Below are 21,888 nucleotides of genomic sequence, written 5' to 3'. Positions count from 1 at the left end.
GTCCGCAGGGCGACCTTGGTTTTCTAAACGGTTACGTGTTTGCAGAGGTTTGCGTCAGATGGGCAAAGGTGGCTACCATAGGACATCGGACTCGACGGCGTCAGCCGCCGGGCGACCTTGTTCATGCCGATAACAAGGAGACACATACGTGCTAGATGATGCCAATCGCAAGGGCCTCAAGGCTCGCCACGAGGCCATCCGCGTCGCGCGTGAGCGTGCGCGTGCCGAGGCCGCAAGGACCTTCTCGGGCATGAAGGTGCCCAAGAGCCTGCTCGATGACATGGAGCTGCTCCTTCGCCTGCTGCGCCAGGTCCTGACCGAGTACGACCCCGCCCTGCGCACGACCTTCGACGACCTGCTGGCGGACCTCATCGCCGCCGACGAGCGTGGGTCCGTGAGCGCTGCGGGCGCCTCGCCAGACGACGAGGCATTCGCGAAGGCCGTCAGCCTGGTCGACGGCCTGTCCGTCGAGCAGCAGACCGTGCTCACCCGTGCGCTCACCACGTACTTCCACCTCGCCAACCTGGCCGAGGAGAACTATCGCGTGCGGACCCTCCACGAGCGCGAGGCAGCCATCTCGCTCGACACCGACGTCGACACATCGAACGAGCTCGTCGTCGCCTACCACCAGCTCGAGCAGGAGACCGACCCCGAGCGGGCCCGTGAGCTCCTGGGCAAGCTCGAGTTCCACCCGGTGTTCACGGCGCATCCCACCGAGGCCCGCCGCAAGGCGACCGAGGGCAAGATCCGCCGCCTGGCCTGCCTGCTCGACGAGCATCCCCGCCTCGGCGGGTCCGACCTTGCCGAGAACGAGCGCCATATGCTCCAGGAGATCGACGCGCTCCTGCGCACCTCTCCCATCGCGATCAAGAAGCCGACCCCCGTCGAAGAGGCCGACACCATCATCGACATCTTCGACAACACCCTCTTCGACACCATCCCCGAGGTCTACCGTCGCTTCGACGACTGGGCCCTGGGCGAGGATGCCGGTCGCGTGGCTCCGGTCTGCCCGGCCTTCTTCCATCCCGGTTCGTGGATCGGCTCCGACCGCGACGGCAACCCCAACGTCACCGCCAAGGTGAGCCGTCAGGTCGCCGCGAAGTACTTCACGCACATGGTCTCGACGCTGCACGACAAGTGCTATCACATCGGTCGTAACCTCACGCTCGACTCGACGCGCACCAAGCCTACGGCCGAGCTCGTGAACCTCTGGAACCACCAGGTCGAGATGAGCGAGGTCCTCACGGGTCGCGCGCAGCTCATCTCCGAGTCCGAGCCGCATCGTGCCGTCATGCTCGTGATGGCCGACCGCCTCACGGCCACCATCACGCGCAACAGCGACACGATGTACCATTCGGCCGACGAGTTCCTCGCCGACCTGCGCATCGTCCAGCGCTCGCTCGCGGCCGGCGGCTCGGCACGTGCTGCCTACGGTCCCGTCCAGACCCTCATCTGGCAGGTCGAGACCTTCGGGTTCCATATGGTCGAGATGGAGTTCCGTCAGCACTCGCTGGTCCACTCACGCGCGCTGGCCGACATCCGCGAGCACGGGCGCAACGGCGAGCGCGGTGCGCTCGACCCCATGACCCATGAGGTGCTCGACACCTTCCGCGCGCTGGGCTCCATCCAGAAGCGCTATGGCATCAAGATGGCGCGTCGCTACATCATCTCGTTCACCAAGTCAGCCCAGAACGTGGCCGACGTCTACGAGCTGGCGCGCCTTGCCTTCGCGCACCAGGCCGACGTTCCCACGATCGACGTCATCCCGCTGTTCGAGCAGCTCGAGGACCTCGAGGGCTGCGTCGGCGTCCTTGACGACATGCTCGAGCTCCCCGACGTCCAGCGCAGGCTCGCCCAGACCGGCCGCAAGATGGAGGTCATGCTCGGATACTCCGACTCCTCCAAGGACGCCGGTCCTACCACCGCCACGCTCGCGCTCCACAGCGCCCAGGAGCGCATCGCCCAGTGGGCCGAGAAGAACGACATCGACCTGACCCTCATGCACGGCCGCGGCGGCGCCGTCGGGCGCGGTGGCGGACCTGCCAACAAGGCGGTCCTCGCGCAGCCTAAGGGCTCCGTCAACTGCAGGTTCAAGCTCACCGAGCAAGGCGAGGTCATCTTCGCCCGCTATGGCAACCCGGTGCTCGCACAGCGTCACCTCGAGAGCATCGCCGGTGCCACCCTGGAGCAGTCGGCACCTTCCATCGAGCACATCAACACGACCATGACGCAGAAGTACGCTGACATGGCCTCCCGGCTCGAGAAGGCATCGCATGCCCGCTACCTCGACCTGCTTGGCACCGACGACTTCACGCCGTGGTTCTCCACGGTGACGCCGCTGGCCGAGATCGGCCTGCTGCCCATCGGCAGTCGCCCGGCAAAGCGCGGCCTGGGAGCCACCTCGCTCGACGACCTGCGCACCATCCCCTGGGTCTTCTCGTGGTCGCAGGCACGCATCAACCTGGCCGCATGGTATGGCCTCGGAACCGCCTGTGAGACGCTCAATGACCTTCCCCTGCTCAAGCAGGCCTATGCCGAGTGGCCGCTGTTCACCACCTTCATCGACAACATCGAGATGTCCATCGCCAAGACGGATGGTCGCTTCGCCCGCATGTACCTCGGTCTGGGCAACCGTGACGACCTTACCAAGAAGGTCCTCGACGAGATGGCGCTCACGCGCAAGTGGACGCTTGCCATCGTGGGCGACGAATGGCCGCTGCAGCACCGTCGCGTCCTCGGGCAGGCCGTGCGCCTGCGCAACCCCTACGTGGATGCCCTCTCGCTCTCGCAGGTCCGTGCGCTTGCCAAGGTCCGCGAGAAGGAGGAGGAGCTCACTGCCGAGGAGCACGAGCTCTACATCAAGCTCATTCTCTCGACCGTGACCGGAGTCTCCGCGGGCCTTCAGAACACGGGTTGATGCACGTCCCATACGTCCGAGTCCGACGGGCCGGTCACCTCTGGTGGCCGGCCCGTCCCTTGTCGAGGTCATCTGACATGCCGCGCCCCTGTCCTGCGCTCGCGGCGTGACGGCTGGCTATGCCTTGCGTGAGGTCGAGCTGCGCACGGTGATGCTCGAGGGAATCGTGATCGTCTCCTTGTCGCGCGCGGGGTCGGCGATGCGTCCTGCCATGAGATGGGCTGCGGCCTCGCCGATGTCGAAGGGGTCGACCTTGAAGGTGGTGATGCCGCCTCCCATGACCTCGGACCAGTCCCAGCCCATCTGTCGTGCCCAACCCCAGTCGTCGGGGCCGCAGATGCCGATGTCGCCTGGCATGGAGAGCCCCAGCTGCTCCACCGCGTTGAGGATTCCGACCATCGTGACGGAGTTCACGCCGATGACGGCAGGGGTGACACCCTCGGGCGTGGTCTCGACGATGGTGCGGACCGCACGGATGATGTCCTTGGGGAAGCGCGGGTCTATGAGGAAGACGTCCTTCTCGGGGTCCTCGACCCCGAAGACGGAGCGGGCTCCCTCGACGAACGCGTCGTGGCGCGTGCGACGTGGGGACGTCTGCTCGTAGGGCTGGCTCACGAGCACGACCCTGCCGAACCCCTCGTCGTGGAGGTGGCGGACGAGGTCGAGCACCGGGGCGCGGTACTCGCCGAGCGCGATGTCGAAGTTGTAGTCGGCAATCGAGCGGTCGCAGAGGACCACGGGGAATCCCGAGGCCGCGAGCGAGATGAGGTTGGGCTGGTCGGCCGTGGTGGCATTCACGATGAGGCCGTCCACCTGGTGCGCGAGCAGGGAGTTGACGAAGGCCGCCTCACGCTCGCCCGAGTTCTCGGAGTTGGCGAAGACCGGTACGTAGCCATCATCGACGAGCCCATGGCTGATGCCGCTCACCAACGCCGCCGAGAAGGGACTCGTGATGTCGGCCACCATGACGCCGATGAGGAACGACTGCTGGGTCTTGAGGCCGCGGGCGATGGCGTTGGGACGGTAGCCCGAGAGCTTGATGGCCATCTCGATGCGGGTGCAGGTCTCCTTGCTGATGAGGTCGGTCCGGCCGTTGATGTAGCGCGACACCGTGGTCTTCGAGACGCCGGCGGCAGTGGCGATGTCGTTGATGGTCGTCTTCTTCTCGTCCATGGGAACCTCCCGGCGTGGGCACGGTTTCATTGCTGCCAAGTATAGGGCGAAACGAGGGAGCGCATATGCGGTTGACCCCTGTGCGCAGATGTGGGGTGGCAAGGACACACCGATCTGTGCACGATTCGTGTGCTCTGTAACGATGAAAACGGTTCCATATACCGCTCGCAGGGAGAAATCACCTCATCATCCTACTATTCACGAGACAGATGTAGGCGAGAAACAATATCAAATACCTGGGCAAATAATGACGTGTGCTGAGACGAGCATGGATTCTGGCAAGGAATCTCATCCTATCAAGAAAAAGAACTACGCCGTATCATGTAACCGGTTTCAGAGCAGCCAACAGCCACGGAGGTAGCGTGCGATGAAGAGCTTCATGGACGACAAGGACTTCCTGATCAGCACGACCACGGGCGAGGAGCTGTTCCACACCTATGCCGAGGGCATGCCCATCGTGGACTACCACTGCCACATCTCCCCGCGGGAGATCTTCGAGGACAAGCGCTACGACACCATCACCGATGTCTGGCTTGGCGGCGACCACTACAAGTGGCGCCTGATGCGCGCCAACGGTGTGGACGAGGCCTATGTCACGGGCGACGCCGACCCGCGCGAGAAGTTCCAGAAGTGGGCCGAGACCCTCGAGCGCTGCATCGGCAATCCCGTCTACCAATGGAGCCATCTCGAGCTCAAGCGCTTCTTCGGCTATGAGGGCGCACTCAACGGACGGACCGCCCAGGAGGTCTGGGACCTTGCCAACAAGAGGCTCGCCGAGCCTGACATGTCCTGTCGCGGTCTCATCAGGCAGTCTGACGTCCGTCTCATCTGTACCACGGACGACCCTGCCGACTCCCTCGAGTGGCATGCCAAGATCGCGGCCGACCCGACCTTCGACGTGAAGGTCGTCCCGGCCATGCGCCCGGACCATGCGCTCGGCATCGAGAAGCCTGGCTTCGGCGACTATGTGACATCGCTCGCCAAGGTCTGCGGTCGCGAGGTCGAGACGTTCGAGGACTTCAAGTCCGCGCTCTCCCGGCGCTTCGACTTCTTCGCCACGATGGGCTGCAAGGCCGCGGACCACGCCCTCGACTACGTGATGAACGTCGACGCGACCCCCGAGGAGGTCGAGGCCATCTTCGAGGCCCGCGTGGCGGGCAAGCCGGTGAGCGAGCAGGACATCCTCAAGTACAAGACTGCCTTCATGAGGTTCGCTGCCGGCGAGTACGTGCGTCTGGGGTGGGTCATGCAACTCCACTATGGCTGCAAGCGCGACAACAACACCAAGATGTTCAAGCGCCTCGGTCCTGACACCGGCTTCGACTGCATCAGCAACCATACCCCCGCAGACCAGCTCGCTGACTTCCTCGATGGCCTCATGCAGGCGGGCGGACTTCCCAAGACGATCCTCTACAGCCTGAACCCCAACGACAACGCCGTCATCGACACCATCATGGGCTGCTTCCAGGAGGGTCCCGCCGTCGGCAAGGTCCAGCACGGCAGCGCCTGGTGGTTCAACGACTCGGAGGACGGCATGCGCGCCCAGCTCTCCACGCTGGCCAACGAGGGCGTCCTCGGCAACTTCGTGGGCATGCTCACCGACTCGAGGAGCTTCCTGTCATACCCCCGCCACGAGTACTTCCGCCGCGTGCTCTGCGGCCTCATGGGCGAGTGGGTCGAGCGGGGCATGTACCCGGACGACCGCGAGGCACTCGGCAGGATGGTGCGCGACATCTCCTACAACAACGCGGTGCGCTACTTTGGCTTCCCGCTCGACGAGGAGTAGGGCAAAACGATGAGGAACCTTAGCTACAAGACCCTGAACGACATCGGTTACCAGGGCTATCTGCTCGAGCATGCCCCCGAGAAGGTCCTCCAGTTCGGTGACGGCAACTTCCTGCGTGCCTTCGTGGAGGGCTATGTCGACCGCGCGAACGAGCGCACGGGATGGAACGGCAAGGTCGTGATGGTGCAGGCCCATGAGCGCGCGGCCGCGCGGGCCGATGCCCTGAACGAGCAGGACGGCCTCTATACGGTCCATACGCGCGGCACCGCGAACGGTGCCAAGGTCGACGAGATGCGCGTGATCTCATGCGTGAGCCGTTGCATCAACCCGTATCGTACCGGCGACTACCTCTACCTCATGGAGGTCGCCTGCTCGAGTGACCTCGAGCTCGTCATCTCGAACACCACCGAGGCAGGCATCGTCTATGACGACTCCTGCGAGCCCTATGACGAGCCGCCGGCAAGCTTCCCGGCCCGTCTCACCCAGGTGCTCTATGCCCGCTGGCGTGCCAACCTCCCCGGCGTCATCGTGCTGTCGTGCGAGCTCATCGACCATAACGGCGCGAAGCTGCGCGAGTGCGTGGGCAGGTACGCGCGCCAATGGGGGTGGGATGCCGGCTTCGAGCGCTGGCTCGACGTCGACTGCACCTTCTGCACCACCCTGGTCGACAGCATCGTCCCCGGTGCCGTGCGCGACCCGGACCAGGCTGCCGCGCTCGACGAGCGCGCCGGCTTCCACGATGCCCTGGCAGACGTGCGCGAGCCGTTCGACCTCTGGGGCATCGAGGGCACGGCTGACCTCGAGGACCGCCTGCCCTTCAAGGCGGCCGGGCTGGACACCGTGTTCGTCACGAAGGACGTCTCTCCCTACAAGCGTCGCAAGGTCCGCATCCTGAACGGGGCGCACACGGCCTTCGTGCCCTGCTCCTACCTTGCCGGCTTCGACATCGTGCGCGACTGCATGCACGACGAGGCCATTCGCACCTTCATGGACGGGATGCTCCAGGAGGAGGTCATCCCCACGCTGGTCCCGGCGCTCGAGCAGTCCGACTGCGAGGCGTTCGCCGCAGCCGTGGCGGACCGCTTCGACAACCCCTTCATCGACCATCAGCTCCTCTCGATCTGCCTCAACTCGGTGTCGAAGTGGAAGGCCCGCGACCTGCCGACGCTGCTTGACTACGTCGAGGGGAGGCACGACCTCCCGCGCCGCCTGACCTTCTCGCTCGCGGCCCTCATCGCCTTCTATACCAGGCCGGGCGGCACGCTCGAGGAGGACGGCATCCATCTCACGCGTGAGGACGGCGATGCCTACGTGGCCACCGACAACCGCGACATCCTCGAGCTCCTGCACGCCCATGCAACAGACGAGGTGCCCGGACTGGTCCAGGCCGTCCTCGGCGACGAGGGCCTCTGGGACACGGACCTCACGGACATCCCCGGTCTCGCCGACCTCGTGGCGGCAGACCTCACGGCCATCCGCACGGATGGACCCAAGGCCGCGCTCGTGGCCTGCACCCAGACCGACTAGCGACCCACCAAGAGGAAAGGCATCACAATGGAACTGCATGGCACCGCCCTCACGTTCGGCGAGATCATGATGCGCCTCTCGCCCCCTGACCACCTCCGTCTCGAGCAGGCCTCCTCCTTCGACGTCCACTACGGCGGTGCCGAGGCGAACGTGGCCCTCTCGCTCGCCTACCAGGGCGACCCTGCCGCCTACGTCTCGGTCGTGCCTGCCAACCGCATCGGCGACTGCGCCCTCAGGAGCCTCTCGACCTATGGGGTCGACACCTCGCGGGTCGTCCGTGCCGGCGACCGTCTCGGTTCCTACATCTTCGAGCTGGGCGCATCCGTACGGGGGAACTCCTGCGTCTACGACCGGAAGTACTCGGCACTCTCGCTCGCCACGGCCGACGTCTTCGACTGGTCGGCTCTGCTCGAGGGCATCTCGACGTTCTACTTCTCGGGCGTGACGGCCGCCGTCTCACCGGCCATGGCTACCGCCTGCGAGGATGCGCTCGAGGAGTGCCGCGCGCGTGGCATCACGACGGTCTGCGACCTCAACTACCGTGGCAAGATGTGGACCCCTGACGAGGCCCAGGCCACGATGCGCCGGCTCATGCCCCTCGTGGACGTCTGTGTCGCCAACGACGAGGACTCGGCCTCCTCGCTCGGCATCTCCCATGGCAGCTGCAGCCTCGCCTGCGGCATCGACGAGAAGGACGCCTACGTCGAGATCGCCCATGACATCTGCGAGGCCTACGGCTGCAAGGCCGTGGCCTCCGTGGTGCGCAACATCGAGTCGGTCGAGGAGTCCACCTGGATGGGCCTCCTCTACGAGGATGGCTCGCATTGGTTCAGCCCCGAGCATCACATGCACGTGCTCGAGGGCGTGGCCTCGGGCGACGCCTTCGGGGCGGGACTCATCCATGCCATGTCCCACGGCTTCGGCCCGCAGGACACCATCGACTACGCCATCGCGGCATCGGTGCTCAAGCTCACGATCCGCGGCGACTCGAACCTCTGCACCGCCGATGAGATCGCGGCCCTTGCCGGTGGCATCGGCGCACAACGAGTGGCACGCTAGCAGCAGGCACGTTGACCTACGTCATCACAAGCAAGCTCCTACAGGAGGGAACACCATGTACATGGACGACTTCTATGCCAAGGCCGAGAAGATCGGCGTCATCCCCGTGGTCGTGCTCGACGATGCCTTCGACGCCGAGCCCCTGGCCGACGCCCTTGTGGCCGGAGGGCTTCCGGCCGCCGAGGTCACCTTCCGCACCGACGCCGCTGCCGACTCCATCAGGACCATGTGCGCCGCTCACCCCGAGATGTGCGTGGGCGCGGGCACGGTGCTCACGGTCGAGCAGGTCGACGATGCCGTCGCGGCCGGTGCCGAGTTCATCGTGAGCCCCGGCTTCGATGCCGAGGTCGTCCAGCACTGCATCGACATCCAGGTGCCGGTCATGCCTGCCTGCGTCACCCCGACCGAGATCATCCAGGCCCTGAAGCTGGGTCTGCACGTGACCAAGTTCTTCCCGGCGGCCCAGTACGGTGGGCTTGCCACCATCAAGAGCCTCTCGGCACCCTTCGTCGGCCATCGCTTCATGCCTACCGGTGGCGTGAACCTGGACAATCTCGCTGACTACCTCGCCTGCCCCAACATCATCGCCGTGGGCGGAACCTGGATGGTCAAGGCCGACCTCATCCACAACGGCGAGTATGACAAGATTGAGCAGATGTGCCGCGAGGCTGCGGACACGGTCAAGCGCATCCGCGGATAGGGGAGAGCCATGGCACGCGTCGTCCAGATCGACCCGCATGACAATGTCGTCGTGGCCCTCGGGCCCATCGGGGCTGGCTCGGAGGTCGCGCTGGCCGACGGCCGGCAGGTGCGTGCCTTGGACGACGTGCCCCAGGGCCACAAGATGGCGGTCGAGCCGATCACCAAGGGTGGCGACGTCATCAAGTACGGCCTGCCCATCGGGCATGTCACCGAGGACGTGAGGCCAGGTACGTGGCTCCATACCCATAACGTCAGGACCAACCTCTCTGGCGAGGTCGCCTATGAGTATCGTCCTCGCGGGTGCGAGCTGCCGGCAATCGAGCCCGAGACCTTCCAGGGCTTTCGTCGCGCCGATGGTTCGGTGGGCATCCGCAACGAGGTCTGGGTAATTCCCACGGTGGGTTGCGTGAACGACGTGGCGCGAGCCCTCGTGGAGGGCAATGCCGACCTGGTGCATGGGAGCGTCGACGGCATCCACTGCTTCTGCCATCCCTTCGGCTGCTCCCAGACGGGTACGGATCATGCCACCACGAGGAGGCTCCTGGCGGACCTCGTGCGTCACCCCAACGCGGGCGGCGTCCTGGTGCTCTCGCTGGGGTGCGAGAACCTCACGCACGAGCAGTTCCTGGACGAGCTCGGGCCCTATGACGAGAACCGTGTCAAGTTCCTGACCTGCCAGGACGTGTCCGACGAGCTCGAGAGCGGCCGCGAGCTCCTTCGTGGGCTGGTCGACTACGCCGCCAGCTCCGTACGCGAGCCTATCCCCGCGAGCGAGCTCGTGGTGGGCCTCAAGTGTGGCGGCTCCGACGGCCTCTCCGGCATCACGGCGAACCCCACCATCGGTCGCGTCTCGGACCTGCTCGTCTCGCGCGGGGGCACGGCCCTCCAGACCGAGGTCCCCGAGATGTTCGGTGCCGAGGGCTTCCTCCTGGGGCGATGCCGCGACCGTGCGACATTCGATGCGGCGGCGGCGATGCTCAACGGCTTCAAGGACTACTTCATCGAGCACCATGAGGTCGTGTATGACAACCCCAGCCCCGGCAACAAGGCCGGTGGCATCACCACGCTCGAGGACAAGAGCTGCGGCTGCGTCCAGAAGGGCGGCACCGCTCCCATCTCCGGCGTGCTGGGCTATGCCGACCCGGTCAAGGCCCACGGCCTCAACCTCGTGTGCTCGCCGGGAAACGACCTCGTGAGCACGACGGCGCTCACGGCCGCAGGGGCGCATCTGGTGCTCTTCTCCACCGGTCGTGGCACGCCCTTCGGGGCACCCGTTCCCACGGTCAAGGTGTTCACCAACACGAGGCTCGCACGGGCCAAGCCAGGATGGATGGACTTCGATGCCGGCGTGGTGGCCGATGGCGAGCAGACCATAGACGAGGCGGCGGCCGACCTGTGGCAGCTCGTCCTCGACACGGCCGGCGGCCACCTCACGGCATCCGAGCGCCACGGCTATCGCAGCATCTCGATCTGGAAGGACGGCGTGGTCCTGTAAGGACAGGGAGCCGTCCTCACCTAGGACGGCGTGGTCCTGTAAGGACAGGGAGCCGTCCTCACCTAGGACGGCCCTCCTGTAAGGACCGGGAGCCGTCCTCCTTTAGGACGGCCCTCCTGTACGGGACGTCTCCGGTTTGGAATCGGGGCGTTCCTCTCGTTCGGAACGGCGTATCTCTCCTCGATAGTAAACCGGTTTTTGTGAGTGGTTGTGATTCCTCCGCAAGCGGTCTAATTCGCCTAGATGTGCCGTTCGTGGTTGCGTTCCCCTATATGCGGCGTAAAATCTTCCTTGTAAGTAAACCAGTTTACTAACCACGACGTCCGAACCGGGACGGAAGCCATGAGGGAGTGGACATGAGGCTTGGCATCACATGGAAGTGCGCCCGTGCCCTCGTGGTCCGCATGGACGACGGCAGCACCTTCTCCTTCGACGAGCCCTGGGACGTCTACGTGAACGAGCGGCCGCAGGGCACCACCGACCGCGTCCTCACCTATGTGGACGGCCTCGAGCCCGCCACCTACTATCGCATCCGCCTCGAGCGCGATGGGGTCTCGGCCACCACCGAGGTGGTCACCCCAGCCGAGAGCTTCACCCTCGACGTGCGTGAGTTCGGGGCCGCCGGTGACGGGGTGCGCGATGACACCGGGTCCATCCAGGCCGCCATCCTGAGCTGCCCCGACGACGGGCGGGTCCTGGTCCCCGCGGGGACCTACTCCATCACGAGCGTCTTCCTCGCGAGCGGAGTCTCGCTCGAGCTCGCCGAAGGTGCCACCCTCAAGGCCCGCACGGACCGCACCGAGTTCCCCATCCTCCCCGGACGCATCGAGGGCACGGGTCACAAGGGCTTCGACGGTGGCGACTACCTCCCCCTCGGCACCTGGGAGGGCGAGAGTCGCAAGGCCTTCTCGGGCATCCTCTGCGGCATGGGCGTGCATGACGTGCGCGTCTATGGCCGTGGCACCATCGATGGCAACGCCTCCGACAAGGACTGGTGGCTCGACCCCAAGACCATCCGCGTGGCGTGCCGTCCTCGCCTCGTCTTCCTCAACCGGTGCGAGCGCGTGGACCTGGCTGGCATCACGGTACGCAACAGCCCCAGCTGGACCATCCACCCGTACCTCTCACGGCACCTCGGCTTCTGGTGCCTCGACATCCAGGGGCCCAAGGACTCGCCCAACACCGACGGGCTCAATCCCGAGTCATGCGAGGACGTGAGCATCATGGGGTGCCGGTTCTCGGTGGGCGACGACGACATCGCCATCAAGAGCGGAAGGCTCTCGATGCCTGCCGAGCTGCGTCCCCCGTGCCGCGACATCACGATCGAGCAGTGCCTCATGCATGACGGGCATGGTGCCGTGGTGCTGGGCAGCGAGATGGCCGGTGGCATCTCGGGCCTCACGACCCGCCAGTGCCGCTTCGAGCGCACGGACCGGGGCCTTCGCGTGAAGACGCGCCGCGGACGCGGCAAGGACGCCGTCGTCGAGGGCGTGGTCTTCGACGGGATCCAGATGGACGAGGTCAAGACCCCGTTCGTGGTGAACTCCTTCTACTTCTGCGACGTCGACGGCAAGACGGACTACGTCCAGAGCCGTGACGCCCTTCCCGCGGACGAACGTACCCCCGAGGTCCGCTCGCTGTGCTTCCAGGACGTCCGGGCCACCAACTGCCATGCGGCGGCGGCCTGGCTCACTGGCCTCCCCGAGCGGAAGATCTCGACGCTCGAGTTCCATCGCGTGCGCGTGTCCTTCTCGCCTGAGGCGATCCCTGCGGTACCGGCCATGGCCTCGGGCGTCGACGAGATGTGCCGGGTCGGCATCGTGGCCCAGAACGTGAGCCGCCTCGTGCTCGACGACGTGCACGTGGAAGGCCAGGAGGGTGACGAGCTCCTGCTCCAGGACGTCGACGAGGTCGAGAGGCGCTAGGGAGTCCCTCGGGGCCGGACCGGTCCCGGTAGACATAGAGATTGCGGTCATACGCCTTGGGGAATACTCAGGGCCAAGGAAGAGGAGAGGACTATGGCAGATACTGCAGTGGCAGCGGAGCCGGCCAAGGGGCCGGACAAGAATCCGAAGGGGCGAAAGGTCAAGCTGATCAACCGTATCGGCTTCGGCAGCGGCAACCTCGTGGGGTCGGGCGCCCTGGCGCTGGCATCCGCGTGGCTGATGATCTTCCTGACCTCGTACTGCGGGCTCGAGCAGTCGCAGGCGACGGTCGTCACGTCGTTCGCCCTGCTCGTCGATGTGATCATCAACCCGCTCGCCGGCTTCATCTCCGACTCGTTCAACAACACCAAGCTCGGGCGCAAGTTCGGTCGCAGGCGCTTCTTCATCCTGCTTGCGGTGCCCCTGCTGTTCCTCCTGAACGTGCTGCTCTGGCATGTCGTCGAGGGTGCCTTCTGGTACTACTTCGCGATCTACATCTGCTACAACATCGTCTACACCTTCGTCATGGTGCCGTACAACTCGCTTCCTGCAGAGATGACCACGGACTTCGAGGAGCGCACCTACCTGGGCGGCCTCAAGGCCATCTTCGGCAAGGTCGCGAACTTCCTCGTCAATGCCCTGCCCGGCGTCTTCTTCCTGATCTACGGCGAGAAGAGCGAGACCGCGTTCGTGGTCATGGGCATCTGCTTCGGTGTGATCATGGCCGCCTCGATGCTCTTCGTCTACCTCACCACATGGGAGCGCCCCGTGAGCGAGGAGGTCACCGAGAAGGTCGAGAGCATCGGCGAGGGCATGAAGAAGCTCTTCATCGACATCACCTCGACGTTCCGTCTCCGCACCTTCCGTCACCTGCTCGGCATGTACCTCTTCGGCTTCGGCGCCGAGTGGCTCTATAACTCCACGTTCGTCTACTTCGTCATGTACGTGCTGTTCCTGCCTAAGACGCAGTCCTCGTTCTGGCAGTCGCTGAGCCCGATCATGCAGCTCATCTCCACCATCGTCGTCATGGGCATCGTCGCCAAGAAGGGCTTCCGCAAGCCGTACATGGTGGCCGAGACCGTCGTCATCGCCTCGGTGCTCTGCTACGTGGCCATCGGCTTCACCGGCGGGTTCACGGTCGACAACCCGGCGACCATGGCCACCATCGCGCTCGTCACCGGCATCGTCGTCTTCTTCGGCCTTGGTACGGGAGCCGTCTACTACATCCCGTGGCAGGCATACATCTTCGTGCCGGACGCTGACGAGATCGTCACCGGCCGCAGGCGCGAGGGCACCTATGCGGCAGCCATGACGCTCTGCGGCAAGCTCATGAACGCCTCCGTGGTCGCCATCCTCGGTACGACGCTCGCGCTCGCCGGCTACGTGAAGGGCACCGACGTGGTGCAGCCCGCGAGCGTCACGAGCGCGGTCCTCTGGATCATGCTCATCGGCGTGGTGGGCCTCTCGATCCTGGGCGCCTACTTCGCCAAGCGCATGCAGCTCGACAAGGAGACCGACCAGGTCCTCATCGCCGAGTCCGAGCGCGTGCTGCGCCAGGGCGGCAGGATGGAGGACGTCGACCCCGAGGTCAAGAGGACCTGCGAGCGGCTCACGGGCGTCCCCTATGACATCTGCTTCGGCCACAACGGGTTCGGCTACCACACCCCCGAGGAGCGGGCCGAGCTCAAGGAGTGGCAGGCCGCCCATCCGGAGGCCGGCAAGACCAAGGCCGCCAAGTAGGTCCGTGCCATCCGTCTGCCCCTCGCCCTGGACCTTGGGGTGGGGGGCAGGCACCTCCTTTCCCAGCCGGCCGCATGGCCGACGGGACAAACCACCGCGAAGACGTCGGTGCCCTCACTGGGTGCCGGCGTCTTCGCGTCATGCCTCGGGCGCGGCCCGCGCCTTTTGCCCTCCGGCAAGGCGAGAAGGGAGAGGAACTGGTCTACCATCAAGGGCATCGTAGGGTACCGGACACGGGGAGAGGGGCGGACATGGGTCGCGTCATCGTCTTCGGCAGCATGAACATGGACCTCACGGTCGAGTGCGACAGGATGCCCCGCGCGGGTGAGACCATCGAGGGACGCGGGTTCTTGTCGAACGCGGGCGGCAAGGGCGCCAACCAGGCCGTCGCGGCGGCACGCATGGGTGCCGAGACCCACATGGTCGCGGCCGTGGGACGTGACGCGTTCGGCGACGAGCTCATCTCGCAGCTGGCGGACGCCGGTGTCGGCTGCGCGGGCGTGTGCCCTGTGGACGGGTCCGCCACGGGTATCGCCACCATCATCCGCACTTCGGGGGACAACCGCATCATCCTGAGCCCCGGGGCGAACCATGCCCTCGTCGCAGCCGACGTCTCGGCGGCGCTCGACGACCTTGCCGAGTACGGTGACGTGTTCCTCACCCAGCTCGAGTGCGACCCCGAGACCACCTTCGCGGCCATCCGGGAGGCCCATGGACGGGGCCTCTACACCATCGTGAACCCCGCCCCCGCACAGGTCCTCCCCGAGGGCCTCCTGGGTTGCGTCGACCTCGTCTGCGTGAACGAGACCGAGTGCCATACCATCTGCGGGGTCCTCCCGACCGATGACGAGACGTGCCTGGCTGCGTCTGATGCCCTGATGGGCCAGGGCGCCACGACGGTGGTCGTGACCCTCGGGTCGCATGGTGCCTTCGCACGCGATGCCTCGCAGGCCCTCGCCATGCCGGCCCTTCCCGCAGAGGTGGTCGACACGACCTGTGCGGGGGACACCTTCCTCGGGTCGTTGGTCGCGTCCCACCTCGCTGGCATCGACCTGGCCGAGGCCATGGGAAGGGCCACCTGCGCGTCCTCCATCGCGGTCTCTCGTCTGGGGGCCCAGCGTTCCATCCCGTCGCTTGTGGAGGTCGACCGGCTCTTCGATGACGTGCGCCCACGACCTCGCACGATCCTCTCCGCGTGAACCAGCCAGATGAAAGGACGCCTGACATGAAGCTCATTCTCGACCTCGACACCGGGGTGGACGACGCCCTGGCGATCGCCTATGCGCTCGGAAGCCCCGAGGCCGACCTCATCGGCATCACTGCCACCTACGGCAACGTCCTCGTGGAGCAGGGCGTGCGCAACGACCTCGCCATCACGGACCTGCTGGGGCATCCCGAGGTGGAGGTCTATCAGGGCCTCCCTCATGCCAGCACCAAGGACTCCTTCGAGGTCATGCCCATCTCGGCCTTCATCCATGGGGACAACGGCATAGGGGACGTCACGATCCCTGACTCCGCGCGCGAGGTCGCCGACGAGCCGGCCGTCGACTTCATCATCGATGCCGTCAAGACCTACGGCACCGACCTCGTCTACGTTCCCACCGGTCCCATGACCAACATCGCCGCGGCGATCGCCCGCGCGCCCGAGATCGTGGGCGGGATCGGCCGCATCGTCCTCATGGGCGGTGCCCTCACCGTCCCCGGCAACGTCACGCCGTGGATGGAGGCCAACATCTCGCAGGATCCCGATGCCGCGGACGTGCTCTTCCGCTCGGGGGCACCGGCCACCATGGTCGGGCTCGACGTGACCCTGCAGACCCTGCTCACCTATCAGGACACCCAGAGGTGGCGCGACCTCGGCACCGCGGCGGGGGAATTCCTGGCAGACATGTCCGACTTCTACATCAAGGCCTACGAGACCACGGCACCGCATCTGGGCGGATGCGGCCTGCACGACCCGCTCGCCGTGGCCGTGGCCATCGACCCGACGCTCGTCACCGCCATCGACGCCAACATGAAGGTGGACCTCGAGGGGCCCACGCGCGGGCGTACCATCGTCGACGAGGAGCGTCTGAACGATCCCGAGAAGGACATGAGGGTCGCGGTCGGCGTGGACGTCCCCCGCTTCCTCCGCGAGTTCATGGACCGGGTCGGTCGCGCGGCCGTCCCGTGCGCGTGACGACCAGGTCATAGCCGCTTGCGGCGGTGCGACCACGAGCATGCACGTCCAACCCCGGAACAAGGGAGCCACCATGGCACGAAGCATCATCCTCGACAGCGACCCAGGGCATGACGACGCGGTCGCCATCATGCTCGCGGTGGGAAGTCCCGACATCGACCTGCTGGGCGTCACGACCGTCGGTGGCAACCAGAGCCTCGACAAGGTGACCTATAACGCCCGTGCCGTGCTCGAGCTCGTCGGTGCGTCCGACGTCCCGGTCCATGCCGGATGTGCCCGACCGCTCGTCGCCGCCCTCACGGATGGGGCCTACATGCACGGCGAGACGGGCCTCGACGGGGTCGACCTCCCCGCTCCTAGCCGACCTCTTGACGAGGGCCATGCCGCGACCTGGATCGTCGACACCATCATGGCGTCCGAGCCTGACTCGGTGACGCTCGTGGCCACGGCGCCGCTCACCAACATCGCCCTGGCCCTGCGCCTGGAGCCGAGGATCGTGGGACGTGTGCACGAGGTCGTGATCATGGGCGGGGGATGCCATGTGGGCAACCGCACCCCCGTCGCCGAGTTCAACGTGGCGTGCGACCCCGAGGCGGCGCATATCGTCCTGGACGAGCCGTGGCCGCTCACGATGGTGGGGCTCGACGTCACGCACCAGGCGCTCTGCACCCACGAGGTCCAGGCAAGGCTCGCTGCCGCCAACCACCGGCTGGCCCCGGCCGTGAACGGCCTCATGGACTTCTTCCGCTCGACCTACCATGACCGGCAGGCCTTCCCCGACCCTCCCACCCACGACCCGTGTGCCGTGGCCTATGTGATCGACCCATCGGTCGTGAGGACGGTGGCCTGCCCGCTCGACGTGGAGCTCGCCGGGACGCTCACCCGTGGCATGACGGTGGCTGACCTGCGCGCCCAGGCTCCTGGTGGCTGCAACACCCGGGTGGGGACCGAGCTCGACTTCGATGGCTTCTGGGGTCTCGTCGCCGACGCGCTCCGTCGCATCGGCTAGGAGGGGGAAGGACATGTATCTCGCACTCAACATCGCAGGCCTCGTGGTGTTCCTGGCCATCGGTTGGCTGCTCTCGAGCGACCGGGCGGCCATCGACTGGAGGTCCGTCGGAATCATGGTGGGGCTCAACGTCCTCATCGCCTTCGTGCTCACGAGCTTCTCGTGGGGCGTCGCCCTCGTCAACGCATGCGCGGCTGGCTTCGCCGCCCTCGTCTCGGTGGCCGACGAGGGCATCAGCTTCGTCCTCGGGTGGTGGGCGACCTCGCCGAGCGGAGAGGTCAACTTCGTCTGCAGCGCCCTGCTGCCCATCCTGCTCGTGGTGCCCCTGTTCGACACCCTCACCTACATCGGCCTGCTTCCCTGGGCCATCAAATGGGTCGGACGGGGCCTCTCGTTCGTGACCCGCCAGCCCCGCTTCGAGACGTTCTTCTCGGTCGAGATGATGTTCCTGGGCAACACGGAGGCCCTCGCCGTCTCGAAGCTCCAGATCACGAGGATGAGGCCCGAGCGTTGCATGACGCTCGCCATGATGTCCATGAGCTGCGTCACCGCGTCGATCGTCGCCGCCTACTCGCAGATGGTGCCCGGCGAGTTCGTGCTCACGGCCATACCGCTCAACTGCATCAACGCCCTCATCGTGAGCAACATGCTCTATCCGGTGAGGGTCACCCCCGAGGAGGACGTCATCTACACCCTCGGCGACACCGACCGTGAGGCTGACGCGTCCGACGGGTCCGTGGGGGACGCGCGGCCCCTGGGGGTGAGGACCTCGGTGGCGGAGGAGGGTGTCCTCACCGAGGCCTTTGACGAGGGCGTCTCCGCGGACACGCCGAGGCAGACCGTGGCCAAGGCCGAGGGCATCCTCGCCTATGCGAGGGGCATGATCGGCCATGCGGGCAGGCGCCGGGAGCGGGAGCCGTACTTCTCGTTCCTGGGCGACTCGATCCTGGGTGCGGGCAAGCTGGTCCTCATCATCATCGCCAACGTCATCGCCTTCGTGGCGCTGGCGGCGCTGGTCGACGAGCTCCTCGGGGCCATCTGGCAGCCACTCTCGCTCGAGTCCATCCTCGGGGTCGTCATGTACGTCCCGGCGCGCCTGTTGGGTCTCGACGGAGCTACCGCCTGGGACATGTCCCAGCTCATGGGCCTCAAGGTCATCACCAACGAGTTCGTGGCCATGGGAAGGGTCACCGCCGACATCGCCAGCTACGCCCCTCACTACCAGGCGGTCCTCACGGTGTTCCTCACGTCGTTCGCCAACCTCGGGACGATCGGCATGGTCATCGGCTGCTTCAAGGGCATGGTGGGTGCCGAGAAGAACCGGCTCATCGCATCCAACGTGTGGCGCATGCTCGTGGCCGGCATCCTCGTCTCGCTGCTCTCGGCCGGCATGGTCGGTCTCTTCGTCTGGTAGCGGCACGGGTGCACGACCTCGCTTCCAGGCTACGGCGGGGAAGCGGGCGCAGGCATGGTCCCCCGGCCCCCTCTGCGAGGCCTGTCTGCCTAGTGGACCTCGCGGGTGGACCCCCGCCATGCCACGGCGCAGTCGAGGACCTTATGGCGGTCGACCGACTCCTTGCCGTCGATGAGGTCGATGAGGATGCGGGCCGCCTCGTGGCCCTCCTCGAAGGCGGGTTGCTCGATGCACGAGACCGAGGGGCAGGCCACGCTCGTCCATTCCACGTTGTCGAAGCCCAGGAGGCCCACCTTCTCGGGCATGAGCGGGTAGAACGGGCGCATGCCCACATATATGTCGGGGAGCGCCCAGCAGTTGGGGGCGAAGACGAGCGTGGGGACCTCGCCGTCGACATGCTCGCGGAGGAAGCCCTCCACGAGGTCGGGCGAGAGGGTGTCCGGGTCGATGATGAGCTGCTCGAAGGCCTGGTCATGGGCATCGAGGGCGTCCACGAACCCCGAGTAGCGCTCGATCCTGGTCGAGAGCAGCTTGGGCTCGGCCGAGATGATCACGAACCTCTCGTAGCCCTGGTTGACCACCGCCTCGGTGGCCTTGTAGGTCGCCTCGTAGTTGTCGGTCTTGACCCAGGAGCTCGAGAAGTCGTACAGCTTCGAGTCGAAGAAGACGAGCGGCTTGCCGGCCTTCTCGATGGCCTCGGTCACGGCCTTGAACTCGCCGGTGGGCTGCACGATGAAGCCGTCCACGCCCACCGAGAGGAGCCGCTCGATGTAGGCCCTCTCGTCGGCCCGGTCGTAGTTCGAGCTGCTCACGAGCATGCGATACCCGTCGGTCTTGGCCACCGACCCGATGCCCTTCACGATGCGGTTGGAGAACGTGTTGGTGATGTCCCCGATGACCACGCCCAGCAGGAAGCTCCTCTTGGCGTTGAGGCTCCGGGCCAGGGGGTTGGGGGCGTAGCCGGTCTTCTCGATGGCGGCCTTGATGCGCTCCTGCGTGGCCGTGCTCATCTTGTCGGTCTTGCCGTTGATGTAGAACGAGACGGTGGTCTTGGACGTGCCGGCCATCTGGGCGATGTCACGGATGGTGACGTGCTGTGTCTCGGTCGTGGCCATGGGCGCTCCTCGCGACGGTTGCGAACCCCATCAGTTTACTACGCTGTTTACCATGCGGCGGAATGTTCGGTGAGCGGGCCCTGCCCTCGAGAAGGGCAGGGGCCCAGGGCATCGAAGCCCGGGCCCCTGGCATGACAGGCGAGAGGGATGACTTCCGCGCTAGGCGCGGATCTCGCGGACGGCCTCGGCGATGGCCTCGTCCTTGCAGCTGGCGAAGAAGAGCTCCTCGAAGCGCTCGCCGGCGAAGGCCCCGCGGACGAGTCCGCGGTCGACGGACTTGAGCGAGGTCAGGAAGTCGCCCATGGTGATGTCGCGGACCTGGTCGAGGATCTTCTTGTTGGCCTTCTCGGGCACGGCGCGCTCGCGGGGGTAACCCTGGCCGGACTCCTCGCAGAAGAGCTTCTCGAAGATGTACTCGAGGTTGAGGTCGCCACCCCAGCCGAAGCCCTTGGCGAAGGGGATGGCGATGGCGTTGCCGTCGTTGATCTGCGCGAAGGTGTAGGCGTCGAGGGGGTCCTCCACGTGCCCGCAGATGACACCGGGCCAGGCGTTGAGGCCGAGCATGGCGCCCTCGCCCGTGCCACAGCCGGTGATGACGTAGTCGGCGGCGCCGGAGTTCAGCAGGGTCGCGGCGAGGATGCCGTTCTGCACGTAGGTGAGCTGTGCGGCGTCGTCTGCGGCATACATGCCGTAGTTGTCGACGGTGTGGCCCATGGGCTCCACGACGGTGGTGAGGGCCTTCTCGATGACGCCGTTCTTGGCGGCCTGGCTGTTCTCGTTGATGAGGGCGATTCTCATGATCTCTCCTAGCGTTGGGGCCGCATGACGGCCTGGACTATGACGTGGGCTGCACGGGGACTGCAAGTGTGGGGCTACTCGGGCTGCTTGCCGATGTAGGCGAGGATGCCGCCGTCGACGTAGAGGATGTGGCCGTTGACGAAGTCCGAGGCATCCGAGGCGAGGAACACCGCGGGACCCATGAGGTCCTCGGGCGTCCCCCAGCGGGCCGCCGGGGTCTTCGAGATGATGAAGCTGTCGAACGGCTGCCTGCTGCCGTCGGCCTGGCGCTCGCGCAGGGGAGCGGTCTGCGGCGTGGCGATGTAGCCGGGTCCGATGCCGTTGCACTGGATGTTGGCCGCGCCGTACTCGGAGCAGATGTTGCGGGTGAGCATCTTGAGCCCGCCCTTGGCTGCCGCGTAGGCCGAGACGGTCTCGCGCCCGAGCTCGCTCATCATCGAGCAGATGTTGATGATCTTGCCGTGGCCCTTCTCGACCATGGCCGGGATGACGGCCTTCGACACGATGAAGGGGGCGTTGAGGTCGATGTCGACCACTGCGCGGAAGTCCTCGACGGACATGTCGCACATGGGGATGCGCTTGATGATGCCGGCGTTGTTCACGAGGATGTCGATGGTGCCGAGGTCGTGCTCGATGTCGCCCACCATCTTGGTGACCTGGGCCTCGTCGGTGCAGTCGCAGAGGTAGCCGTGCGCCTCGATGCCAGCCTCGTGATAGGCCGCGAGTGCCTTGTCCATGTGCTCCTGCCCGCGGCAGTTGAACGCGATGCGAGCGCCGGCCCCGGCGAGTGCCTGCGCTATGGCGAAGCCGATGCCGTAGGCGGCGCCCGTGACGAGCGCCACCTTCCCATCGAGCCTGAACGTGTCGAGAACGTCTCCGTCCATGTGGAACCTCCTGGGTTGCCGTGGCCCGCGCGACGGTGCGGGCGCGCGGGCACATGATGTGCCTTCCCTGACAGTCAAGTCTAGTAAACCGGTTTTGTCAAGCATCGTTACAAGAACAACGCTCACATCCGTTTTCCGTCCCTTCGCGGTTTTCCCAGAGGGGTT

General features: G+C 65.9%; 16 protein-coding genes. 12 read left to right on the top strand and 4 right to left on the bottom strand.

The genetic code is table 11. The annotated features are described in order from the left end of the window. Nucleotides 1-196: 196 nt before the first annotated feature. Nucleotides 197-2,917, top strand: a complete 2,721-nt coding sequence (locus LKE50_00400) for a phosphoenolpyruvate carboxylase (protein ID MCH3967104.1) — start codon at nucleotides 197-199, stop codon at nucleotides 2,915-2,917. Nucleotides 2,918-3,034: 117 nt separating this feature from the next. On the opposite strand, the gene LKE50_00395 is transcribed toward LKE50_00400, so the two are convergent. Then, complete coding sequence (locus LKE50_00395; GenBank protein MCH3967103.1) at nucleotides 3,035-4,090, bottom strand: LacI family DNA-binding transcriptional regulator; 1,056 nt, start codon at nucleotides 4,088-4,090, stop codon at nucleotides 3,035-3,037. A 367-nt stretch (nucleotides 4,091-4,457) separates the two neighbouring features. On the opposite strand from LKE50_00395, the gene uxaC reads away from it, so the two are divergent. From uxaC to LKE50_00340, 11 genes are all read left to right on the top strand, one after another. After that, nucleotides 4,458-5,876 (top strand): glucuronate isomerase, encoded by a 1,419-nt coding sequence (gene uxaC / locus LKE50_00390; protein ID MCH3967102.1) that lies wholly within the window; start codon nucleotides 4,458-4,460, stop codon nucleotides 5,874-5,876. 9 nt (nucleotides 5,877-5,885) lie between these two features. Further along, entirely contained in the window at nucleotides 5,886-7,403 is a 1,518-nt protein-coding gene (locus LKE50_00385; protein MCH3967101.1) for a tagaturonate reductase, read from the top strand. Nucleotides 7,404-7,430: 27 nt separating this feature from the next. Then, nucleotides 7,431-8,462, top strand: coding sequence for a sugar kinase (locus tag LKE50_00380; protein ID MCH3967100.1), 1,032 nt, complete (start codon nucleotides 7,431-7,433; stop codon nucleotides 8,460-8,462). A gap of 55 nt (nucleotides 8,463-8,517) precedes the next feature. Beyond that, nucleotides 8,518-9,162 carry a bifunctional 4-hydroxy-2-oxoglutarate aldolase/2-dehydro-3-deoxy-phosphogluconate aldolase gene (gene eda, locus LKE50_00375; protein MCH3967099.1) on the top strand — a complete coding sequence of 215 codons (645 nt, stop codon included), beginning with the start codon at nucleotides 8,518-8,520 and terminating at the stop codon, nucleotides 9,160-9,162. A gap of 9 nt (nucleotides 9,163-9,171) precedes the next feature. After that, nucleotides 9,172-10,659 (top strand): altronate dehydratase family protein, encoded by a 1,488-nt coding sequence (locus LKE50_00370; GenBank protein ID MCH3967098.1) that lies wholly within the window; start codon nucleotides 9,172-9,174, stop codon nucleotides 10,657-10,659. Between the two features lie 356 nt (nucleotides 10,660-11,015). Beyond that, nucleotides 11,016-12,584, top strand: a complete 1,569-nt coding sequence (locus LKE50_00365; protein ID MCH3967097.1) for a glycoside hydrolase family 28 protein — start codon at nucleotides 11,016-11,018, stop codon at nucleotides 12,582-12,584. A gap of 93 nt (nucleotides 12,585-12,677) precedes the next feature. Then, entirely contained in the window at nucleotides 12,678-14,324 is a 1,647-nt protein-coding gene (locus tag LKE50_00360; protein MCH3967096.1) for an MFS transporter, read from the top strand. Between the two features lie 251 nt (nucleotides 14,325-14,575). Further along, the gene (locus LKE50_00355) at nucleotides 14,576-15,523 is read left to right on the top strand and encodes a ribokinase (protein MCH3967095.1); all 948 of its coding nucleotides are present in this window, start codon (nucleotides 14,576-14,578) and stop codon (nucleotides 15,521-15,523) included. 26 nt (nucleotides 15,524-15,549) lie between these two features. Then, nucleotides 15,550-16,503, top strand: coding sequence for a nucleoside hydrolase (locus LKE50_00350; GenBank protein ID MCH3967094.1), 954 nt, complete (start codon nucleotides 15,550-15,552; stop codon nucleotides 16,501-16,503). A 73-nt stretch (nucleotides 16,504-16,576) separates the two neighbouring features. Then, nucleotides 16,577-17,512: a nucleoside hydrolase gene (locus tag LKE50_00345; protein ID MCH3967093.1), complete on the top strand. Its 936-nt coding sequence runs from the start codon at nucleotides 16,577-16,579 to the stop codon at nucleotides 17,510-17,512. A 13-nt stretch (nucleotides 17,513-17,525) separates the two neighbouring features. Then, nucleotides 17,526-18,926, top strand: a complete 1,401-nt coding sequence (locus LKE50_00340) for a hypothetical protein (protein MCH3967092.1) — start codon at nucleotides 17,526-17,528, stop codon at nucleotides 18,924-18,926. Nucleotides 18,927-19,015: 89 nt separating this feature from the next. On the opposite strand, the gene LKE50_00335 is transcribed toward LKE50_00340, so the two are convergent. The 3 genes from LKE50_00335 to LKE50_00325 all read right to left on the bottom strand — a co-directional run bounded on the left by LKE50_00335 (nucleotide 19,016) and on the right by LKE50_00325 (nucleotide 21,723). Further along, nucleotides 19,016-20,041, bottom strand: coding sequence for a LacI family DNA-binding transcriptional regulator (locus LKE50_00335; protein MCH3967091.1), 1,026 nt, complete (start codon nucleotides 20,039-20,041; stop codon nucleotides 19,016-19,018). A 159-nt stretch (nucleotides 20,042-20,200) separates the two neighbouring features. Next, nucleotides 20,201-20,839 (bottom strand): RpiB/LacA/LacB family sugar-phosphate isomerase, encoded by a 639-nt coding sequence (locus tag LKE50_00330; protein ID MCH3967090.1) that lies wholly within the window; start codon nucleotides 20,837-20,839, stop codon nucleotides 20,201-20,203. A gap of 74 nt (nucleotides 20,840-20,913) precedes the next feature. Then, nucleotides 20,914-21,723: a gluconate 5-dehydrogenase gene (locus tag LKE50_00325; GenBank protein ID MCH3967089.1), complete on the bottom strand. Its 810-nt coding sequence runs from the start codon at nucleotides 21,721-21,723 to the stop codon at nucleotides 20,914-20,916. Between the last annotated feature and the right edge of the window lie 165 nt (nucleotides 21,724-21,888).

The sequence above is a fragment of the Atopobiaceae bacterium genome, from assembly GCA_022483015.1.
Classification (GTDB): Bacteria; Actinomycetota; Coriobacteriia; order Coriobacteriales; family Atopobiaceae; genus JALCUE01.
Note: the sequence above shows the minus strand (reverse complement) of the source record. Positions and strands in the feature narration are given on the sequence as shown.

Coding starts and splice junctions, on each gene's coding strand:
- LKE50_00340 (MCH3967092.1), top strand. CDS start 17,526: ATGTATCTCGCACTCAACATCGCAGGCCTCGTGGTGTTCCTGGCCATC.
- LKE50_00330 (MCH3967090.1), bottom strand. CDS start 20,839: ATGAGAATCGCCCTCATCAACGAGAACAGCCAGGCCGCCAAGAACGGC.
- LKE50_00350 (MCH3967094.1), top strand. CDS start 15,550: ATGAAGCTCATTCTCGACCTCGACACCGGGGTGGACGACGCCCTGGCG.
- LKE50_00395 (MCH3967103.1), bottom strand. CDS start 4,090: ATGGACGAGAAGAAGACGACCATCAACGACATCGCCACTGCCGCCGGC.
- LKE50_00355 (MCH3967095.1), top strand. CDS start 14,576: ATGGGTCGCGTCATCGTCTTCGGCAGCATGAACATGGACCTCACGGTC.
- LKE50_00335 (MCH3967091.1), bottom strand. CDS start 20,041: ATGGCCACGACCGAGACACAGCACGTCACCATCCGTGACATCGCCCAG.
- LKE50_00380 (MCH3967100.1), top strand. CDS start 7,431: ATGGAACTGCATGGCACCGCCCTCACGTTCGGCGAGATCATGATGCGC.
- LKE50_00325 (MCH3967089.1), bottom strand. CDS start 21,723: ATGGACGGAGACGTTCTCGACACGTTCAGGCTCGATGGGAAGGTGGCG.
- eda (MCH3967099.1), top strand. CDS start 8,518: ATGTACATGGACGACTTCTATGCCAAGGCCGAGAAGATCGGCGTCATC.
- LKE50_00385 (MCH3967101.1), top strand. CDS start 5,886: ATGAGGAACCTTAGCTACAAGACCCTGAACGACATCGGTTACCAGGGC.
- LKE50_00360 (MCH3967096.1), top strand. CDS start 12,678: ATGGCAGATACTGCAGTGGCAGCGGAGCCGGCCAAGGGGCCGGACAAG.
- LKE50_00365 (MCH3967097.1), top strand. CDS start 11,016: ATGAGGCTTGGCATCACATGGAAGTGCGCCCGTGCCCTCGTGGTCCGC.
- uxaC (MCH3967102.1), top strand. CDS start 4,458: ATGAAGAGCTTCATGGACGACAAGGACTTCCTGATCAGCACGACCACG.
- LKE50_00345 (MCH3967093.1), top strand. CDS start 16,577: ATGGCACGAAGCATCATCCTCGACAGCGACCCAGGGCATGACGACGCG.
- LKE50_00370 (MCH3967098.1), top strand. CDS start 9,172: ATGGCACGCGTCGTCCAGATCGACCCGCATGACAATGTCGTCGTGGCC.